Consider the following 20,934-nt stretch of genomic DNA (forward strand, 5'->3'; position numbering starts at 1 on the left):
CAAGCTGCGGCTTCGCAGTTGCTAGATTTGTTTTCAAAGGTTACACATTTTAATTGGCAATCTCGGAAATAATGAAACTCGGTTCCCCCATGGAGAGAGAACCGAGTTCGTTAGGCCGGATTGCAATTATTTCTTGTAGGTTTGCTGATACGCCTGTCTTCTTTCTTTCATAACGGCTTCGCCCCCGGCATCCTTCCATTCCTTAAGCTGCTGATCATACATGCTGTCGACGTCGGTAGGCTTGGCCGTAATAATTTTTGCCAGCATCTGCTTGACCTTTTCGTTCAGAATCTGTAAATACTTGATTTCCGCTTCAATTGGAATGTCGACGCGCGGCCCTGTATAGCCGTCACGCGCACCGGTCTTAATGCTGCTGATGGTAAAGTCTTTAAATTGCGGGTCGGTCGCATTAGCTGCCATGTTTTTTTCAGGTGCGTCCGTACTCACATATTTACCGTTCATAATCATCGCGTAATCCTGATTATTAAACAGAATTTGATTGGCTTCAGGCGTTGTCAAGGCAAATGGAATGCCGTCGTCTCCTATTTTGTAAGAAACGCCTTCTTGTCCGAATTGCAGCGCGATAAGATTTTTCGGTTCCGCCATCCAGTTCAAATATTTGATAACCGAATCAACGTTTTTACTCGCTGCTGGAACCATCAAATAAATACCGCTCGGGGAATACATCGGTTTAGGATACTTTCCATTCGCTGCTTTGAACGGGTCTATCGTGGCGAGAACAGCCTCCGGATTGTTTTTCTTCAGGTTTGCATAGTAGCCGCTGTAAATTGGATCGTTTGTGTTCGGTGTTGCAGACCCTGCAAGGCCGTTGACGACTTGCCTATTGAAGGTTTGACTGAAGTCAGCCGCTAGCGGGAAGTCTTTATCGAGCAGGCCTTCATTGTATAGCTTGTTTAAGAACTTGAAGGCTTCCTTGTTACCAGGCAGCGTCCACCCGTCTGGATCAGCGAACCGATCCTCCTCCGTGATTTTATCCCAATCCCAGAAGGAGTTGGTCAGCGGTTTGATATGGAACATGTCTATCAATGAAAAAGGAATGACTTTTCCGCCCGTATTGCCCGGGTCCTTCTCCTTGAACGCTTTTAATGCTTGATACCACTCATCTGTCGTCGTCGGCAAAGGCAGATTCAATTTATCAAGCCAATCTTTACGGATGATGCTTGTCGTTTGTGACTGGATAACCCGGAGCGCCGGAATCGTATATTGTTTGCCGTTAAAAACGCCGTCCTTCAGTGTCGGTTCAAGCACTTTCTTCAACTGGGGTCCGTACTTCTCAATCGCTGGCCCAAGATCCGCAATTCCGCCGCTTTGCACGTAACTTTGAACAGTTGGCTTGTCGTATGTAAAGACGAGATCGGGTGCAGTTCCAGACGCCATTAATACATTCAGCTTCTTGATTTCCTCGGAGCGAGGAATGGTGACAAACTTGACCGTGATATTGTTCGGATCTCCGAAATTTTTCTGAACGTACTGCGTCATGAAATTGTTTGTGATTGGCGGAGCGCCGGCCGGTGCATTGCTTCGATCAAACAGCTCGACCGTTAAAGTGATCGGTTCCCCTTTCGGAGTCTCGCTCGCCCCTGTTGAACTTCCCGGAGCGGCTGAGTTATTGGGGCTGGTTTGTGAGCTGCTGCAGCCTGCAACCACGATCGCAGTCGTCGCTATAACTGCCATGGAGACGTTAATGGTTTTGCGAAATTTTACTTGCATGTGTGAATCCTCCCTTTAATCTGCTGAATGTATAGTGAATTCAACCGCTTGAAACGGTAGAGACAGCTATCAGCCTTTGACCGCGCCCGCAAGCATCCCTGAGATAAAAAACCGTTGAAGCCAAGGGTATACCAGTAAAATTGGCACCGTTGCGAACATGATGCTTGCAGCCTGTAAGCTCTCCGGCACCGGAGCGGAGCCTCCAAATCCTTCCTGTGCCGTGGCGTCGTTCACCTGGCTGTTAATTACGATTTCGTAAAGCTTCTGCTGAATCGGATACAGGCTTGAATCGTTAATATAAAACAGCGCATCCTGAAACATGTTCCATCGATCGACCGCGGAATACAGAGCCAAGGTGGCTAAAATCGGTAAGGACAGCGGCAGCACGATTCGCACTAAATAGCGGAAATGACCACATCCGTCCATCCAGGCGGAATCCTCCAGCTCAGCGGGAAGCTGGGTGAATGAGGTTTTCAGAATAATCAGCAAAAACGCGTTGATGAGCAGCGGCAAGACCAGTGACCATACACTATTCAACAAATGAAGCTCTTTAATCAACAAGTAGTTTGGGATAATACCCGGATTAAAAAACATGGTTATGATGATCAGGGCGAACATGATGTTTTTCCCCTTAAAATTCCGCCGGCTCAGCGGATAAGCGGCCAGAACCGTGGCGATCAAGCTTACAATTGTGTAGCCGACAACAAGCCAGATCGTAAACAACAGCGAGCGAATCATGCTTACGTCGCCAAATACGCTCCTGTACGGCTCGAAATTTAAATCGATCGGCCATAATGTCACTTCGCCGGACATGATTGCCCGATTGCCGCTGAGCGATAATGCGAAAATATGGATCATGGGCACCACGCAGAACAAACAGAAGATGCCCAGCATAACCATAATAACGGTATTGCCTACTTTCTCAGCCGGATTTTGAATCATACATGTACCCCCATTAAAAAATGCCCTGATTATTGATTTTTCTCGAAATCAACTCTGCCGACAGCAGGAGAATTAATCCGACTACGGATTGGAACAAGCCGACAGCAGTTGCAAGTGCGAATCTTGCGGACTGAATCCCTACCGAATACACATAAGTGCTGATGACTTGAGCGTAATCCATTACATAAGAGTTCTTCAACACATAAGGCTGCTCGAAGCTGATATTGGCCATATTCCCGATCTGAAGAATGAACAGGACGACGATGGTCGGCTTAATGCCTGGTAAAGTAATATGCCAGATTTTGCGCATCCGGGTTGCACCGTCCACTTCGGCCGCTTCATACAATTCCTTATTGATGCCTGTAAGCGCTGCCAAATATAGAATCGTTCCCCATCCGGCATTGCGCCAAACCCCTGTCCCAACATAAGTTGCAATCCATAGCGCCGGTTCTTCCAGAAATGGAATGGGAGAAGCGCCGATGGCCATCAGCATGTGATTAATCGAACCATTATTGGTTGAGAGCAGCTCGATGGTCATGCCCCCTACGATGACCCACGAAATAAAATGGGGCAAATACATCAAGGTCTGGCTTACCTTCTTGTACCATTGCACCCGAAGCTCATTAAGAAGAAGCGCTAAAATAATCGGAACCGGAAAGGTCAGCAATCCAAGCACGTTCAACATCAGCGTGTTGCGAAGCGCCTTGTAAAACTCGGGCATGGCAAAAATTTCCTTAAAGACCTCGAGGCCTATCCATGGACTGGCCCAAACCCCTTTAAAAATGTTGTAATCTTTGAAAGCAACCACAACGCCGGCCATCGGGATGTACCTAAACATGATGAAAAATGCCATCGGTACGACCATCATGACATAAAGCGGCCATTGTCGCTTCAAGTAGGCGAGGCTGCCTCCTTTGACTGCAAGCCTGGAGGCTGCAGCACTAGCTTCTGTTTTCATTACATCGCTCCTCCCCATCTCAGATGCATCAGATCATGCCAATCCTGAGCTTTCGAATACTTTTTATACTTAAATTGTAATTTTAAGCGTTTTCAAAGTCCATGGACAAATCTTTTACCTTTTGTATTAATTATGGATAACATGTTATTCAGCTGACAGCTGGCATCCGCAAAAAAAGACCTATCGCTATTTCCGGCGATAAGTACAATTTATGCGACTAGTTCAGCATCTTATATTCCTGACGATCAAACCTGCTATTTTCGATTAAAATTCGGGAGGGAGGGAACCCTTTTATTTTTTTAAATAGCTTGCTGAAATAATAAATGTCTTCAAAGCCGCATTTATAAGCAGCCTCCTGAACGGTAAACTCACCGCTAAGGAGAATATTTTCAGCATTATTGATTTTCATGCGATTGATATATTCTTTAACGGATGCCCCCATGTATTTCTTAAAAAGCGTGCCAAAATAGGCGGTAGTCAGGCCGGCAATAGACGCCAGCTCTTCAACTTCAATTTGATTTTGCAGGTTGCTTAATATGTATCTGATCGCTTTCTGAATACGTTTGTCTATATTTTCATTATTGCCTTTATAGTACAGAGACTTGAAATAGTAGTGAAGAATCAGAAGCAGCAATGCACGCGCTTTCAATTCATGACCTTTATTTTTCTTCAGCCATTCAAATGTCAATTCATTGTACAAGGAATGCAATTCCTCCGGCTCCCCGATCCGCGATATTAAAGGAAATGGCAAAGCTACGTCCTGGCCGTTCAGATCATAGAGATGAATGTTCAGCGCATAACTGGTCATCAAATTTGCGGGGTCAGTGGTCGCGCTTCGGCGGCTGCCTTTAGGAATGCAGATAAGATCCCCTTGATTAACTTCATGTACAGTGCCATTAATGGAGTAGTAAGCCCGTCCCTTAAAAATATAGGTTAAATCAATAAAATCGGTTGTAGCCTCTTCAATAATCCAAGTAGGTGTGGAGTGTCTGTTGATGAATAGTTCAATTTGAGGATTAATTTCAACATATTCCATAGAAATTATCCTTTCTAAGTGTAAAATTATACAATTAACCCAATACCTGAAGATTGAATCTATTATATGATGATGCGTATCTAGATTCAAGGAACTCTGCATTGAAAAATATAGGGACATGTTACCAAAAATGAAGCTTTGATTTCTTCGTTCCCTCGGCCTACTCAAGTGTTTCGCTAGCTGCATAAATAAGCAAACAGCCCTATTGCGCTCGTCTGGAGCAACAAAGGGCTGTTTTCGTATTCGTTTACCTATTCTTTAGTCATTCAAAATAAGTCTTGCGATGTACGCAAGGTCGGCGATATCAATCCCGCCGCTTTGATTTGTATCGTAACGCTTAATAAGATGCCAGTCTGATGAATCGGAGGTTTGATTGTAGTACTTAGCCAAAACGCCCAAATCACCTATTGTAGCTTGCGTTTGCAGGGAGCTATTAAAAATTTGCCGCGCAGCGTTTAGCTGCAAAACCGCTTGATCTACCTGCTCTTGCGTAGCTGAGCTGTTCGCCGCTGTCGCTTGGGCAGCGCTGATCGCCGCTTGCCATACAGCCTTGGAACCGACTGTATATTGTCCCCATAGCAAGCCTTCCATCGCATCGCCCAGACTCGCGACTGCCGTTTGAATCGCCTGATTCAAGGCAGCTTTATCGACTTCGTTTACGCTAATGACGACCGTATACACGGAACCGCTGCTCACTGAGATGACCGTTCCGCTGCCGTCCGAAACCTTCACATTCGACAAGGCTACGGTGCTCGTTAACGTACTTGTTGCAGGAAGCGCCTTAAACTGCAGCTGAAGCAGGTCGCCGCTTCCGCTCACGGCGTTCTCCTCCCCTTGAGAGTACGCTAGAATACGCACTTTGCCCGGCGCCACTTCATGTCTGTTAATGACAACTAGACCTGGCTTCAAGGATTGAACGCTTTGCAGCTCAAGCTGCGAGGCATTATAGTTTACGGTGATATCCTGGGCGTACAGGTCATTTGCTACATGTACCAGACCATAGTTTACGTTAAAGGATTGGCCTGGAGCAACACTGCTTGTGCCAGTTACTGTCGCCGTAGTTGCGGTTGCCGAAGACGTCGTTACTGATTTTGACAATCCGCTTGTGCTCCAGTTCCCGGCATGATCCCCCGCCTCAACCCTGAAGGTATAGGTCGTATTCGGCGTTAATCCGGAAATCGTGTGGCTATATACATGTCCAGCTACAGTAACAGGCGCTTCATCAATCCCATTAAATATCCTGTAACCCGCTACCCCGCCGGCATCTTCAGCCGCTGGCCACTTTAATGTCAGTCCAGTGCTTGTTACGCCGCTCTCTTCGAGCACGCTTCCCGGAGCCCAGGAAGGCGGCGTCGTGTCTGCCCCCTCCTTGCCGGTGAGTGTCAGATTTCCAAACACCTCCGTGGACTTCGTCGCTCTTCCCAGAATATCATTCCAGGTAGCCACGCTCACCAGATTAGCGCCTGTGGCATCATTCACCTGTGCGTCGAACCGAATCTGCGTACCGTTTTGCGGAGTAATCGTTTTAAACGGTATCTTCATCTCAACCCTGTAATTTGTTCCATCTACAGCCGCAGCCGATTCAAAGCCCGGCGATGTAGCTGGAGTAGAGTTGCTAAGAAATTTAAACGATTGCTCGTTAGCAAAGTTTACTCTATATTCCCCGTCATCTTCGCGATAAGGCCACGCATTCACCCTGTCTTCATCCACATAGGCTTCGACGGAATCCTGGTTCGCCTTATTCGTGCTCGATTTGCTAAGCTGCGTATCCTTCACCTCGAACAAAACATACAGATTATCTTCATCCCACAGCGCTTTTGCAGTACCGGTTGCTCCTGCCGCCGCCATTAAATGATTGTTTATTTCAATAACAGGAGCATTGCTCCAGGCTGCATCAATCGTCCCGTCAATTACTGGCGTGCCATACAGAGCCGTCGAGCTTTTCGTCTCGGGAGGCGTGTACGTCGGATGCTCTGCCATGTAGGTTTCCGGCTGAATGATCGCATAATAGGCTGGCTTCGGCGCCAGAGAGCTAACAAACGGCAGCGGATTTTGGCTGGCTCTCCAGCTTGAGCTGTCTGTATAGCCCCAGATCGTGACTCGTGCGATTTTATCGGCGTGCTTTTTATAAATCTGAAACAATTGAGCATATAAACTGGCCTGTTTTTGCGACCACTCCGCAGATAACGAGGAATTCATGCCGGCCAGAACGTCAAGCTCGCTTATGCTAAGCTCAACGCCTAAAGAAGCATATTTAACAATCGCCGCTTCCACATTTGCCGGACTTGTTCTCATATCGTAGTGAGCTTGCAGACCAATGCCGTCAACGAGGAGCTTTCCGGGATGGGTCAACGCATAGCGTTCATTCATTTCTTTGACCATATCATAGATTGCGTCTCTCTTCGCCGGATAGTCATCGTTGAAATCATTGTAATACAGCTTAATATTCCACTCCGGATGTTCATCCAGCACAGCTCTGGCCGCAAGGAAGGCTTGCTCTACAAAGTCAGGCCCCACAGAATAGTACCAGGGCGATTGACGCAGCGCATCTTTCCAATCGGACACCGCCGGTGGGCCGTCTTGCATAGCTTCATTGACAACATCCCACGATATCACTTTGTCTCCGAAATGCTCCATGACCGTTTTGATATGCGTTTTCATATTCGCGAGCGCCTCATCACGGTCAAGGTAGAGCGGATTTCCAGCTGCATCCTTCAATGCGTTTCCTGAAGCATCTACCTTTTGCGTAAACCACGTCGGGGATTGGCTATGCCATACCAACACATGTCCATGAATCTTTTGCCCCATATTCAAGGATTTCGTAACCATGCTGTCCGAGGTGTTGAATGTAAAGACACCTTTGTTTTTCTGCAGAGCATCGGGCTTCATCTCATTGCCGAAGGTCACGCTGTTGAAATGATAATTAAAAAAAGCATGTTGACCGTTGCCCGGTGTCAGATCATTATTTCCCGGTACATTTCCTAACAAGAAGTTAGTTTTGTAAACCTCTTTGAGCGGAACAATAGTTTGCAAACCGGTGTCCTCGAAGCTGAAGTCATCTAGATAATAAGAGGCTGTAGCGCTATTCGGGCTTTCTACATATAAGGTTACATCGTCGCTCAGATAACGATACGTCCCTTCCAGCTTGACCCAGCCAGCCGTGCTGCTTACCGTTTGCTGCTGAAGGCTGACATAGTACGGTGTTGGCCCATTGACCATTGCGGTAAGCTTCAATTGAGCGCTTGCCGGGCTAATCAGCTTGACCCATACGGTGGCTTTGTATTCATGACCAACCTTGATGGCGTTCTTCACATGGACGGATGGCCCGTCGCTAGTTGCATTTCTGCCGGTAACTTTTAAAGCGTATGCTCCGCCAGCCGTGTGGTTAGCTTCATTAGTTGGAGTCAATGTTACCGTCCCACTCCCCTTCGGGGTGAAGCCTTGCACCGTTTGATCCTCAAAGTCTCGCGTGGTTTTCTCACCGGCGACCACCGTAAACGAATTGACACTTACACTTGCAGCTCCTTTGGAAATACGCAATGCGTATTGACCATCCTCATAGAGAATTGTGCTGGTAACCCCAAGGGCGCTCAGATTTGCAGCTTGGTCCAGCAAGGCTTGTGCTTTTGCTTTCAATGTGGCTGCGTCATCACCGGTTGCATTCGGAACAGCCAGTTGGGCGCCAATCCATGCCGCTGCTTGCTCCACAGCTTGTTGATCCGCGTCAACCTCCCCGGCCTCCGCTAAAGTCTTCACTAAGGTAACATTGGAAAACTTCACGTTTAGATCGGTTGCTGCACTAAAGTTGGCCCCATACAGTTCTAATTTGGCATCATCAAAGAAAGCTGGAGTAAATGTTGTCGTATTCCCCATAGCAAGCCAGCTTGAACCCCCATTCGTGGAGAAATACCCCTGAACAATGCCGCTTTCCTTCACGATACGAAGATCATAAACGGTGCCTGTTAGGTTCGTTTGGTTCGTATTGCCCGAATACGTGCTGGTACCTGTTTTACCTGAATAATTCACCTTGATATTAGATCCGACTTTCCTCGCATTGATTCTATAAAACTCGCCAGTTGAAGGACGATTAAGACCAAGCCCTACTTGTGAAAGCTCTGCTATCGTGGAATCATTCAGTGCTTTATTCACGGTAAGTCTCGCTGTAAGCGTCCAGTTGCCACTCGCCGAACCCGGGAATTGCAGCACATTCCGGCTATTCGGATAATCGGCATCCGCCTTCGTGGTAGCAATCGTTACGTCTCCGGCCGTACCATAAGTGATCGCAGCTTGAGGCTCCGCCGGATTTGCTACCTGCCACCCGGTTGGAAGACCATTCGCGAAGCTGATGCCTTCATTTGTACGAAAAGCAATTTTAAATGTCTTCACGTTGGGACCTTTGATAAACCGTACAACAGCCGTGCCTTGAGCGCTATCCGCTTGGGAGATGCTTACGATTTCATGCTTATCACTGGAAGAAGCGGTGACGACCGGTATGGAATTACCGGCTACCAAGTACGTATACTCCGACTTGCTTGCATCAAAATTGGAAGGCTGAATTCCATCAATAAAAAGACTATAGCTTGATGTCATTTCAGGTGTAAGCGAAAGCTGATCTGCATAGAGGATATTGGAATCGTTCGCATACACGGCCAAAACTACTTTAGCCGTCCCCTCTGGCTCATGATAAGTGAACGGTCGGTTCGGTGTTTCGTGCCAATCAGCCACCTTCACGTCAACAGGCTGGAATGAGCTTAAACCGACCGGTCCGCCCTCAAGAATGCGGCCGATCAGCTTGCCGTTGCTCCAATAAGCAGGATCTCCGGCTTCACGAGCGGGGTACGGTTCAGGCATGTCCCGGTTATTAATCGAGGTCATCCCCAACTGATTCCCGCTGCTGTCGTAATACACCAGCGCGGCTTCCACATCCCCCGGATGTTCAGCAGCCATATCATAGCTCTCCGGACGACTCTTCATTGAGAGGAAGTAACCCTTGAAGTTGTAGGCGTCACCCTTCGTCAGCTTGCCCGTGACATCCTGCCACATTCCGTCGTACTGCTCCGGGGCGTCAATGCGGTTTGCAAGTTTCCCGGACCCGGCAACCCTTGATGTCGCATTGTTTTTCAGGTATCGCGAAATACCGGAGTAGCTTTGGATCGTATCCGCAGTTAAAACTGGCCCGGAGACTGATTGTTCAAACATCCCTTTATTATAACGACCTGCTGACCAATGGTTTGTATTGGAGGCGTTTTCAGTATCAAAGTCACCATTTTGTAACATATTGCCCGGAATGGACACCGTCGAGTTATTGGCATATGCACTCCAGTCGGAGTCATTAGCGCCGAATAAGAAGCGGTCAACCGTATTTGTACCCTTAGACACGATATAGAAATCTTTATGGCCATACGCGCTAAGGTCGCCTGTATCGACCCTATCCTGATAACTGCCGTATTTATCATTAGCAGGAACGAGGATTTCGGCTACCCGCGTACCTTTGGCTACAATATCGGCAGTACTGCTCACAACTGTCCCCACCGGCAGAACGTAGGCTTGAAGCTTGCCGCCTTTTGCCGATTTGGCTTGTGCTGTCAAGTATAACAAGTGCCTGCGGACCACACCGCCGTTAGCGGAGCCATCCGCAAAGTTGACGTTTTTGTAGGAAAGGTATTTTTCCTCATTCAAGGTGACAGCTTCATTGTTACGACCCGCGCTCCCGGCAGTGTCTCCAGCCACACCGTTGTCATTTCCCTCCGCCTCAAGCGAAGAGAAAATATCCCGCTCACGATCAAGACCGTTATACGTGGCATAAGTCCCCTGTGACGGTACAATCGTAACGATGCTGGCTGACGGGATGTCGATAACGAATTTGCCGTTACGAACTGGAATTGTGGCTAACTTCTTTTGATTCTCGCTGCCTGAGGTACGAAAGACGGTTACACTCGTTGTACCTGCCGGGAAATCCTGCACTGTAAACGCCAAGGGCTGGATGCTGTCATCATTTTTGGCATTGGAAACCGTGATGGCAAAATCATTCGTGTTCGGATTTTTGAAGCCGACAACATGAATATCATCAGCAGGTTTTTTTGTTACATCAAAGCGTACATCGCCGGGCTTCATAAAGCGTGAGAAATGGCCATAGCCGTAAAAACGCTTGAATGCACGGTATTCGCCTGTCAACGTACTGATGCGCCCGGGCTCCTGCTGCGAGTTTGTTGTTACAAATCGTATCAAGTCGGAGCCGTCTGCGCCGTTGCTATCCCACATGCTCCACCAAACGAAGCCGTTAAAGCCCGGATTGCTGGTGAACATGTTGGTCAGCAGGTTGGACCAGCGCACGGCGTCATTAATATTTTGATTACCGTACCGCTGCGTATACGCGCCTGCAGAACCGTCGGCTGTATCCTGATTCATGAACTCGGTTTGCCAGAGCTTATATTTAGTCAAATATTCCGGATACTTGGACCCGTCCTTCATATAATCTAGCGGGCTTTGGGAAAAATCACCTGTATGGTACAGCTTCGTTTCATCCGTACCGATGCCTACCGTTCCATACAAGTGGGTCGTAAACACATCGAGGTACGGATTTTTATCCAATGCATTATCCGGATCGGTATCTTGGAACACCAGACCGCCTCTGCTTAAAGACGCACTCAGATTCGTACCGTCGACGGCTGCAAGCTGCGGTATAAAATCAATGAGCTTGCCGTCTGGATTTTTGATATCATAGAGGGCTCCGCCGGGCTGCATGGACTTTTTCAAGGTAGGACCGATGTAGCCGTTTATCAGCTCTCGAACATAGTCAGCGGTCCCGCCGGCAAGATCAACTTCATTAAAGGGGTTGATCTGGGTAATGGGAATCCCCCACTGCTCCCACATGCCGCGAATATAATGGACGAGATAATCGGCGTAAGCCTGGTAGTAAATCTTTACGACTTTGCCATCAATGGTTGCCGTGTCGCCTCGGATGATTTTGCTGGGGGAGTTCGTTGAGGAATTGCTCATCCAATAAGGGACTGTCCATGTACAAGCGTAAAACTGCTTGACACCATACTGCATCGCCTGGCGCATCGTCCATACCTGGTCAAAATCGAACAATTCTTTTCGGGTACGCGGGCCGTTCTTGATCACGACAGGAGCTTGATCGGGAGCGCTCAGGAGGTTGGTGGGACCTCCATCGTCATTTGCAATCGGTTGATTCCAGGACGGATAATCCCAGACGAAGCCCTCAACCGGCACTAACGTACCTGGGGCATGCTCCGGCTCATTAGGCCAGATACTGTCCGTATTGCCGTCGGCATAACGATTTTCCGCTTCAATTTTATAGCCGTACTGCCCAGCCGTTCCTCTCATGGGAATAGGATTCCCCTCCATGTCGAAGCCGGGTTTCGCGGTATCGGCCAGCAAGCCTGTTACAGGATTAAAGCCTGGGCTTGCAGCAGTAGCGCCGGAAGCGGTTAAGCCGCCGTTATCCCCAATGATCACACGTACAATATCATGCCCTGTTCCATCTTTCTCGCTGAATGTGAGATTTAGCAAATGTCTGACGGTGTCCTGATGCCCAGCCGAAGCAAGCTGCAGCATATGGATGGAATCCGTGTAAGCATAGGCCGCGCCTACGCCATCCATCGTTTGATAGGTTGAGTACCACTTGGCCGTTACCGGAGCTGCCTCGATGGCAGCCTTGACTTCCTGAACCTGGATGGAAAACAGCACAGGGGCAATGCTTGACAGCATCAATGCGCCCATCAGCTTAGCCGCAAGTGTCTTGCGCCAACTAAAATTACCCATACCATGCATTCCTCCTTAGCTTTCTTTTTGACTGGAGAACTCCTCTTAATAGGTTCATTACCTCACCATCTTACCCTTGAAATTTGACAAACTAAATGGCTAAACTAGTTGCTATTTGTACTATTTTCGAAAGATTAGCCTATTTTCTCAGATGAAAATTGACACCAGCGCAGCGATCGACAGCATCCGTGCGCGAGCTGAACCGTCGTTTTTCTTGGTGAAACCGTATTCAGTTCAAGAAAATAATGATAAGATTGAACGATAGGAGGTCGGAATGACATGAGAATGAACTGGTATTACCGTATGATGTTATCCTATACACCGATTTTTTTTGTTGTCATATCTTCCGTCATCTTTGTGTTGTTCACCACGTTGAATCATGCGTCCGAGAAGCGCTACATCGAAACGAACAAAGCAATTGTCGAGCAAATGATGCAAAATACGGAAGCGAACCTGAAGCTGATCGAGCGAAACGCGGTCAGTGCTTTGATTACCGATCCGACGATTATCAACTTTTTTTCCGTTGAGGATATGGCCATCTACGATTATTTCATCATTCAGCAAAGCTTAATCGAATTAAAGTCCTCGTTTCCGTTTACGAGTTCCATTTACCTCTACGACGAAGCCAACAAGCGCATTCTTTCCGATTCGAGCATCTATGATATGGACAATTTTGCCGACCTGGGCTTTATGTTGGAGGCCAAGAACGAGACAGCCCAGGCCGGTTGGACAGGACCGCGGGACTATTCGTTATCGACCCTCGACCGCAACAAACAAAAGGTCGTATCCATCGTGAAAAACTACACCTACCCATCCCTTCAAAAAGGGACCCTTGTCATTAATATTTACGTCAGCTCGATGATGGAATTTCTGAATAAATACAGCCAGGAAGATCGCGAAACGGTTCACATGCTCGGTACGGATGGCCGGCAGTTCCAGGCTGTCGAAACAGAGAATTCGGCTGCTGCCCCGCGTCTCCAGGCTGTTTCGGACTATACGGGCTGGACCTATTACGCGGACAGCGTCAACGCAGCAGGATATTCCGCCTTATCGCTATTATCCAATGTCTGGATCATCGCAGTGCTGATCATCATTGTATTGGCGTTGATCTGGTTTACATTCATCACCCATATCCACTATAGACCGATTCAAAATCTAGTCGAAAAAATCAATACGGTGACGGCAAGAAAAAGCGGCGGCCGGGGCAGCAAATCACAGCTCAATGAATTCAAATTCATCGAATCCGCCATCGACAAGCTGTTGAAAAAAGCTGTCGATTACAATACGCTGCAGGAGGCGGAGGCGCTGCACCGCAAGCGGATTCTGCTCCACGAGCTGCTTGTCGGTCATCGTGTGATCGACGGCGCCCAATGGAGGGACGAAGCACTGACGTTAGAACTGCCGATGTACTACGAGAGGCTCTGCGTCATCACCGTCGAGCTTGATCGGTATCGTCTGTTTACGGATTCCTACAAACCCGGAGACCAGCATCTGCTGAAATATATTTTGGAAAGCGCCTTTTCCGAGCTGGCCAATGAGCGAGGCATACCGCGATGCTCCTTATGGACAGAGCCGCAGCAGGTGACCTTTGTGCTGTTTCTTATGGAGCCGCACCATCCTTATGAGGAAACCCTGTTCCGCCTGTGTGAGGAGTATCGAAGCTGGATCCAGGCCAATCTCCAAATCACCGTATCCGTCGGGATCGGTACGGTGGCGAACGATATGGACACCATCGCGCAGTCGTACCGCCAGGCAGGCATTAACGTCTCCTACAAGGCCGTGTTCGGAACCAACGCCGTGATCGACACCCGGATGGCCGAATCCAAGTCCGACAGCGATTCCTACGTGTTATTCGGCACGATGCCGGAGATGGCGCATCTTTTTCGCAAAGGGGACTGGCAGTGGCGCGATAAGCTGGCACAGCTCATCAACGACTTAAAAAATCGAAGAGTAGGCAAAGCCGAAGTCGCCTCCTTCACCATGAGTCTGGCCCGGCACCTGGAAAAGGAAATGACAGCTATGTCGCTGGAGCTGGCAAATGCCTGGCACGAACGGTATCGCAACCAGTTTGCTGCGCTCGCGGAGCGATCAGAAACCATCGGAGAGCTGCATCGGGAATTGGAAGCCGTCATGGACAATCTGGCGGTTGAGGTGGACAAGGAACGGGAGTTGACGAGCAACACGTCGATCGCCATGCAAATGAAAGCGTATATTGATGCAAATTTTGCTGACCCCGGGCTGTCGCTGATGGGCGTCAGCGAGGCATTCCATCTGCCTGCCAGTCATGCCAGCACGCTGTTCAAGAAAGAGACCGGCGAGAAGTTTATTGATTATGTGTTAAAGGTTCGGCTTGAGCATGCCCGGGACATCCTGATGGAAAGCGACGATCCCATTCAATCCATCGCGGAGAAGGTCGGATATTCCCATGTGCTTTCCTTTCACCGCGCCTTTAAAAAGGTGTTCGGGTTTCCGCCGGGCGAGTACCGTGCCATCTATCGAACGCAACGCTAAAGCTCCAGGTCTGCTGCCCTTCAGCAGGCTTTTCTTTTGCCTAAAAAAAGCCCGAAACGTAGTCTGAAAAGAAAGGTTAGGCCTCAAAGAAAGGTAAAGTACGCCTCATTCCTGGCCCGCAAGGAGGAAGTTAAGTCTCGAATTATTGTCAATGTTCAAAGCTGCCAGGCGGATGATACAGTATGAGCTGTGAGGCCGGCCTAACCATGCATGGGTTGAATGGCGAAATTCTGAAGGAGGGCAGACTTATGGCAGTAACAACAAAGACGAGGACGAGGACGCAGACAGCGACACGCTGGCAGGCTAAAGCCCTGATCCGAGAGTGGCAGCTTTACATCCTGCTCTTGCTCCCAATGATGTATTTTCTAACCTTTAAGTATGCCCCTATGCTTGGCGTCATCATCGCGTTTAAGGACTACAACATTTTTAAGGGAGTTTTGGGGAGTCCCTGGATCGGCTTTGAAACGTTCAAGGAAGTATTTCAGATGCAAGGATTTTATCTCGCGTTGCGCAATACGTTTATGCTGAACCTGCTGGACCTGACCGTCAGCTTTCCGATCCCTATTTTATTGGCTATACTTCTGAACGAATTGCGGGTGCACTGGTTCAAGAAGGGCGCCCAGATGATTCTGTATTTGCCGCATTTCATTTCGTGGGTCATTATAGGAGGCATGGCGCTCCAGCTGCTGGCGACAAATACAGGTATCGTGAACGGTATATTAAAAACCTTCCATGTGGAAGCCATCCCCTTCTTGACGGAACCGGTCTATTGGGTGCTGACGTATCTCGGAATCGGGATTTGGCAAAGCGCCGGATGGGGAACCATCATTTATTTGGCCGCGCTGACAAGCATTAATAAGGAACTCTATGAAGCCGCAGAGGTGGACGGGGCGAGCCGTCTACGCAGAATTTGGCATATTACGCTGCCGGGCATCAAGCCGACGATCATCATCCTGCTTATCATCAATATTGGACATATGGCGAGCATTGGCTTTGATCGGCCGTTTGTGCTCAGCAATCCGCTCGTGACAGATGTCTCCGAGGTGATCAGCACCTATGTATATAAGGTTGGCATTCAGTCAGCCCGGTATACGATTGCCACGGCGATTGGATTATTCCAGGCAGTCGTCGGCCTGATCTTCCTGTTGTCTGCAGATATTATTTCCCGCAAGGTCAACGACCAGGGGATTTGGTAAGGAGGAGAATGTTTCATGACTAGCCAACGCAGCACAACAATTACCGATCGCCAAGCCAAGCTGCTGGACGCGGCCATTATGGGAATCATTACGATCGCCAGCGTGCTCTGCCTGGTACCGATGCTGCACATCCTGGCGCTATCCCTGAGCGGCAACAGCGCCATCATGGCGGGCAAGATCACGATTTTCCCATTGGACATCGACCTGACCGCTTACAAGTCCGTATTTGGCAACGCGCAGATGCTTCGTTCCCTTGTGTTCACGATGATGCTCGTCACGCTGTTTACGGTCATTTCCATGGTGATGACGATTATGGCCGCCTATTCGCTGACCAAAAAACAGCTGCCGGGCCGCGATGTCTTCCTGTTCGTGATCGTTGTGACCATGTTCTTCAGCGGCGGCATGATTCCGGAATACTTGCTCATCAAAAGCTTGAATCTGCTGGATTCCATCTGGGCGCTGATTTTACCGGGGGCCATTAACGCTTTTTATTTGTTGATTATCAAAACCTTCTTTTCTTCCATTCCAACGGAGCTTGAGGAATCCGCACGCATGGACGGCGCGAGCCAATTCCGTATTTTGCTTAGCGTCATTCTGCCGCTGTCCCTGCCCGTTCTGGCTACGATCAGCCTGTTTTATGCCGTGGGCCGCTGGAACGGTTTCATGGACGCGCTCCTCTATATCACGAACTCGAACCTGTATCCGCTGCAGCTGCGTCTTTACGAGATGGTCATGAACAGTAAAGTAAACGATATGACAGAAGGACTCGGGTCTACGCCTCCGGTGCCGGAGAGCCTTAAAGCGGCGTCCATTATGTTTGCTACGGTTCCTATTTTGCTGGTATACCCGTGGCTGCAGCGTTACTTTGTATCCGGCATGATGATTGGCGCCGTTAAGGGCTGACTTCTGCTCACCAGTTTTTCCGATCCGTGATGGTTGCTGACGCCTTACACGGCGGCAGTTCCTATAATGAAAAATTCCATGTACCTAAGGAGAGGGTCAAATGAAAGTCATGTCAAGCGCATGGTCAAAGAGCCTGTTGGCGGTAATGTCTACTACGTTCCTTCTGGCAGGCTGCGGGGACAACAATTCCGGGACGGGCGCAGAGAAGCTAGACAAGCCCTCCGAAGCGAGCACCGCGCCAACGACGCTGCGAATCGAGCTCTTCGACCGCAACAATACGCCGACAGGCGCGCCGCCTATTACCAACAACTTCATGACGAAGTACATTCAAGAAAACTTCGGTGTCCCAAACAACATCAAGGTTGAATTTGAATTGGTTCCGCGAACCCAGGAGGTCGAGAAGCTGAATGTGCTCATGGCCGCCAACCAGGCGCCCGATCTTGTCTATACCTACGATACGCCCACCGTACAGAAATATGTAAAGGACGGCGGCTTAACCGATCTCGGCCCGCTTCTTGAGAAGCATGGACCAAACCTAAAAAAAGCGCTGGGCAACGACGTGCTGAGCTATGGCGTATTTGAAGGCAAGCAGTACGCCATCCCGGCGCGCCGGATGCTGCTCCCGCAGAGCACGACGGTAATCCGGCAAGACTGGCTCGATGAGCTTGGCCTGAAGGTGCCTCAAACAACCGAAGAGTTTTACAACACGCTGAAAGCGTTTAAAGAGAAAAAGCCCGGCAAATCCGGCGATAAAGTTGTGCCTTACAGCAATATTGATCCCTTTCATATGAGGCCGCTGCAGTATTCGTTCTGGGAATGGAGCAAAATTTCTGATACGGACTTAAACGCGATGCCGGAATGGCTGCTGCCCGGAAATAAGGAAGCCCATCGCTTTCTGAACAAGCTGTACAACGAAGGGCTTATTGACCCGGACTTCCCGCTTACCATGAATAAAGATCCGCAGAAATTTCAAAAGGACCTGATTAACGGCCGGGTAGGCGCTGGCACAACGAACACAAATGAGCCCGTTTATCAGAACTATCTGGCAGAGGTGTACAAGGCAGACCCTAAAGCGAAGCTTGTTCCGATCGACCCGTTTACGACGCCGGACGGCAAGCGTCCGAAAGCCTTATATCCGCCGAACGGCCTGTATCTGTTTGTGCCCAAAGCGAGCAAAAATGCAGAAGCTGTTGTGAAATATTTGGATTGGATGGCTCAACCGAAAAATATTCTCGCGCTGCAAAATGGAACGGAAGGAAAAACCTATGAAACGAAGGACGGCATCCCGCAAACGCTGGACAACGAGGAAGCCAAGCAGACGCTTTACAATTATCCGGATTACAGCCTTATTTTCAATGGCAAGTTTGTAAGCGCTACAGACGAAAATCTGAATATCGCGGCGAACGCATCCGATCCCAAATTTAAGGACTTTACAATTTCGAGCATCAAGCTGGGCAGTACGGACGGGGTGATCAAGCCGAACGTCAACACCCCGATTCAGGCAGAAATCAAATATGCTGCTACGCTTAAAGCGAAAACTGACGAAATATTCGTCAAAGTCGTCACGGCAAAGCCTGCTGACTTCGACAAGGTTTACGACAGCCAGGTGAAAGATTATATGAAAATCGGTGGACAAGAGGTCATGGACGAAAAGCGGAAAGCATTCGAAGCTGCCAAGAAGTAAGCCCGTCCAGTCCAGCCCGGCACAGCACAGCAAGTCAACGCAAGCTCGCCCTCCGTCACCAGCGGGGGGCGGCCTTGCTCTCAGACTCGTATACAGGAGGAAAATTATCATGGAACTTGTTCTGACGGCACGAAGCCAATCCCAGCAGGATACGACCTACACGGAGCTGGGAACGCATGGATTAAGCGCTGCCCTGCACATCAGCGGCGGTACTGGCGGTCCCCGCGATCCATTTCAAGCCGCGCTAGAAATTCGTAATGAAGGGAGCTCCGCCTGGCTGGGAGTCATCCACGTGGAATTGCCCTGCGGCCGCACAAATCCCCGCTTCTTTTTGCCCGCCTTCATGTACGGACGAAACCGCGGAGAAAGTCCTCAGCATGTGCCCAACGAGTTTCCCAGACTGAGAGCCGGCACCCCGTCCCGTCCCTCCTCGCCCTGGTGGATGGTAAGAAGCGACCGCTTGTCGCATCCGGCTGCCTTTGTCTACGATAGCGGACATATACGCGGTCTTAGTGCAAGTCCGTATTTTATTTTCAAAGACGGAAGAAAGCAGCCATGGAAGCCTGGCCTGGAGGGGCCGTTTTACCAGTATGGCGGCTATTCCTGCTCGCTTGCCAAGGGAACCGTCGGTTACACGCTTGGCTACGAGAATGCGCCGTGGCTGTTCATTAAGTCGAAGCAGGTGGCGGATCGAGCGCCGCTCACGGAAAATTGCTTCGAGCTGGCAGCCGGAGAGTGCGTGAAGCTTTCATTGATCCTATATGATTACGAGGCAGAATCCGAGCTGGGCATTCACGACGCGTGCCAGGATGTTTACTACCGTTATCACGAAAGTCCCAGAAAGGCAAGCAGCGCAAGCACAGCAGTTGCCGATTTGGCCACGGCTGTCTATCAGTATGCATGGCTTCCTGAAACGAAGAGCTACTCCGGCTTTGTCTTTGAGGATAATCCGGGCTCCGGAAGCTTCCGGTATAATCCCATTCCTTCGATCAGTTGGACCAACGGCTTGTCCGTGGCCACTCCCGTGCTGATGGCGGCCCTGCGGCTCGGGGATGAAGCGATGCGGAGCCAAGCGCTTTCCTGCATCACAAACATCGTGGAAAATTGCTTGAACCCTGCAACAGGGCTTCCGTATGAAACGTATCGGGATGGCAAATGGAGCATCGAAGGCTGGTGGTTTGACGGAATGCGTACGCGCGGCCACTCCTCCTACCTCGCAGGGCAAGCGCTATTTTATATCTTGAAGGCCTATGAATTTGAGCAGCGGCTGCATGCCTGCACGCATGAGGACTGGCTGCCTTTTGTCAACAAGGTGCTGATGAAGCTTGAGCCAACCAAAAATACGGACGGCGAATATCCGTTCATTTTATCGGAAGAAACAGGTGCGGGCCTGGAATACGATTCCTTCGGCGGGGCTTGGTGTATGGCAGCCTTGGCTTACTACAGCTATCTGACTGGGGATCGGTCGCATCTAACCAGCTTACAGCAAAGTGAACAGCACTATTACGAACGATACGTGAAGCGGGTCGAATGCTACGGAGCCCCCCTCGATACGGACAAGGCCACAGACTCGGAAGGGATTCTCGCGTATATCAAAGCGGTCAGGTACTTGCATGCCCTTACAGGGGATGAGCAGCTTCTGGCGCATATGCAGGATGCCATTCATTACGAATTCACGTATAAGTTCGCCTATAATTCGCCAGTCAAGGCGCCTCCGCTCAGCCGACTGGGCTGGTCCAGCTGCGGAGGGAGCGTCACCTCCATCGCGAATCCGCATATCCATCCCATGTCCAGCAATCTCGTGGACGAGCTGCTCTATTACGTCGAGCAAAGCGCGGATGAATACGTCCGCGAGCGTATGCTGGATACGATCGGCTGGGGCTGCCAAACGTACAATCAAGCTGACTATGAGTTTGATTACGGAAGAAAAGGCTGGATGTCGGAACGATTTTGTCATTCGGAAGGACTGCTGACACAAACGTATAAGGATGGCTCGATTGCCAGCACCTGGTTCGCCCTGATGCCATGGGCAAGCGGCAGCGTCCTGGAAGGCCTGGCCGGAGACTACTGGGAACAGGCGTCTGCTGCCGATGAATAATACGGAACGCATAACATTCGCACATGTTAAGGAGAAATATCGAATGAACGCAGGCAGAAATCATGCCGAGGAAACGTAACAAATTGTGAA

The 20,934-nt window shown here is 49.5% G+C and carries 10 protein-coding genes; 5 read left to right on the top strand and 5 right to left on the bottom strand.

Features of this window, described 5'->3' with window-relative positions; translation table 11 throughout:
- Window positions 1-126 precede the first annotated feature (126 nt).
- The 5 genes from AC6ROY_RS17405 to AC6ROY_RS17425 form a co-directional block, all read right to left on the bottom strand.
- Window positions 127-1,731 (bottom strand): extracellular solute-binding protein, encoded by a 1,605-nt coding sequence (locus AC6ROY_RS17405; RefSeq protein WP_500101848.1) that lies wholly within the window; start codon window positions 1,729-1,731, stop codon window positions 127-129.
- Window positions 1,732-1,800: 69 nt separating this feature from the next.
- On the bottom strand, window positions 1,801-2,673 hold the full coding sequence (locus AC6ROY_RS17410; RefSeq protein ID WP_500101849.1) for a carbohydrate ABC transporter permease: 873 nt from the start codon (window positions 2,671-2,673) through the stop codon (window positions 1,801-1,803).
- A 13-nt stretch (window positions 2,674-2,686) separates the two neighbouring features.
- Entirely contained in the window at window positions 2,687-3,541 is an 855-nt protein-coding gene (locus AC6ROY_RS17415; protein WP_500101933.1) for an ABC transporter permease, read from the bottom strand.
- Between the two features lie 307 nt (window positions 3,542-3,848).
- Window positions 3,849-4,667: an AraC family transcriptional regulator gene (locus AC6ROY_RS17420; RefSeq protein WP_500101850.1), complete on the bottom strand. Its 819-nt coding sequence runs from the start codon at window positions 4,665-4,667 to the stop codon at window positions 3,849-3,851.
- 258 nt (window positions 4,668-4,925) lie between these two features.
- Window positions 4,926-12,452 carry an endo-1,4-beta-xylanase gene (locus AC6ROY_RS17425; RefSeq protein ID WP_500101851.1) on the bottom strand — a complete coding sequence of 2,509 codons (7,527 nt, stop codon included), beginning with the start codon at window positions 12,450-12,452 and terminating at the stop codon, window positions 4,926-4,928.
- 279 nt (window positions 12,453-12,731) lie between these two features.
- On the opposite strand from AC6ROY_RS17425, the gene AC6ROY_RS17430 reads away from it, so the two are divergent.
- From AC6ROY_RS17430 to AC6ROY_RS17450, 5 genes are all read left to right on the top strand, one after another.
- Window positions 12,732-14,963, top strand: a complete 2,232-nt coding sequence (locus AC6ROY_RS17430; RefSeq protein WP_500101852.1) for a helix-turn-helix domain-containing protein — start codon at window positions 12,732-12,734, stop codon at window positions 14,961-14,963.
- Window positions 14,964-15,211: 248 nt separating this feature from the next.
- Window positions 15,212-16,159, top strand: a complete 948-nt coding sequence (locus AC6ROY_RS17435) for an ABC transporter permease (protein ID WP_500101853.1) — start codon at window positions 15,212-15,214, stop codon at window positions 16,157-16,159.
- A 15-nt stretch (window positions 16,160-16,174) separates the two neighbouring features.
- Window positions 16,175-17,062 (top strand): carbohydrate ABC transporter permease, encoded by an 888-nt coding sequence (locus tag AC6ROY_RS17440; RefSeq protein ID WP_500101854.1) that lies wholly within the window; start codon window positions 16,175-16,177, stop codon window positions 17,060-17,062.
- 145 nt (window positions 17,063-17,207) lie between these two features.
- Entirely contained in the window at window positions 17,208-18,746 is a 1,539-nt protein-coding gene (locus tag AC6ROY_RS17445; protein WP_500101855.1) for an extracellular solute-binding protein, read from the top strand.
- Window positions 18,747-18,855: 109 nt separating this feature from the next.
- Window positions 18,856-20,844 (top strand): hypothetical protein, encoded by a 1,989-nt coding sequence (locus tag AC6ROY_RS17450; protein ID WP_500101856.1) that lies wholly within the window; start codon window positions 18,856-18,858, stop codon window positions 20,842-20,844.
- Window positions 20,845-20,934: the final 90 nt, after the last annotated feature.

This window comes from Paenibacillus sp. sg306046 (assembly GCF_059821225.1).

What these genes read in the sequence shown, in the direction of transcription:
- AC6ROY_RS17450 (WP_500101856.1), top strand. Translation starts at nt 18,856, where the DNA reads ATGGAACTTGTTCTGACGGCACGAAGCCAATCCCAGCAGGATACGACC.
- AC6ROY_RS17445 (WP_500101855.1), top strand. Translation starts at nt 17,208, where the DNA reads ATGTCTACTACGTTCCTTCTGGCAGGCTGCGGGGACAACAATTCCGGG.
- AC6ROY_RS17415 (WP_500101933.1), bottom strand. Translation starts at nt 3,541, where the DNA reads ATGATGGTCGTACCGATGGCATTTTTCATCATGTTTAGGTACATCCCG.
- AC6ROY_RS17430 (WP_500101852.1), top strand. Translation starts at nt 12,732, where the DNA reads ATGAGAATGAACTGGTATTACCGTATGATGTTATCCTATACACCGATT.
- AC6ROY_RS17420 (WP_500101850.1), bottom strand. Translation starts at nt 4,667, where the DNA reads ATGGAATATGTTGAAATTAATCCTCAAATTGAACTATTCATCAACAGA.
- AC6ROY_RS17435 (WP_500101853.1), top strand. Translation starts at nt 15,212, where the DNA reads ATGGCAGTAACAACAAAGACGAGGACGAGGACGCAGACAGCGACACGC.
- AC6ROY_RS17405 (WP_500101848.1), bottom strand. Translation starts at nt 1,731, where the DNA reads ATGCAAGTAAAATTTCGCAAAACCATTAACGTCTCCATGGCAGTTATA.
- AC6ROY_RS17410 (WP_500101849.1), bottom strand. Translation starts at nt 2,673, where the DNA reads ATGATTCAAAATCCGGCTGAGAAAGTAGGCAATACCGTTATTATGGTT.
- AC6ROY_RS17425 (WP_500101851.1), bottom strand. Translation starts at nt 12,452, where the DNA reads ATGGGTAATTTTAGTTGGCGCAAGACACTTGCGGCTAAGCTGATGGGC.
- AC6ROY_RS17440 (WP_500101854.1), top strand. Translation starts at nt 16,175, where the DNA reads ATGACTAGCCAACGCAGCACAACAATTACCGATCGCCAAGCCAAGCTG.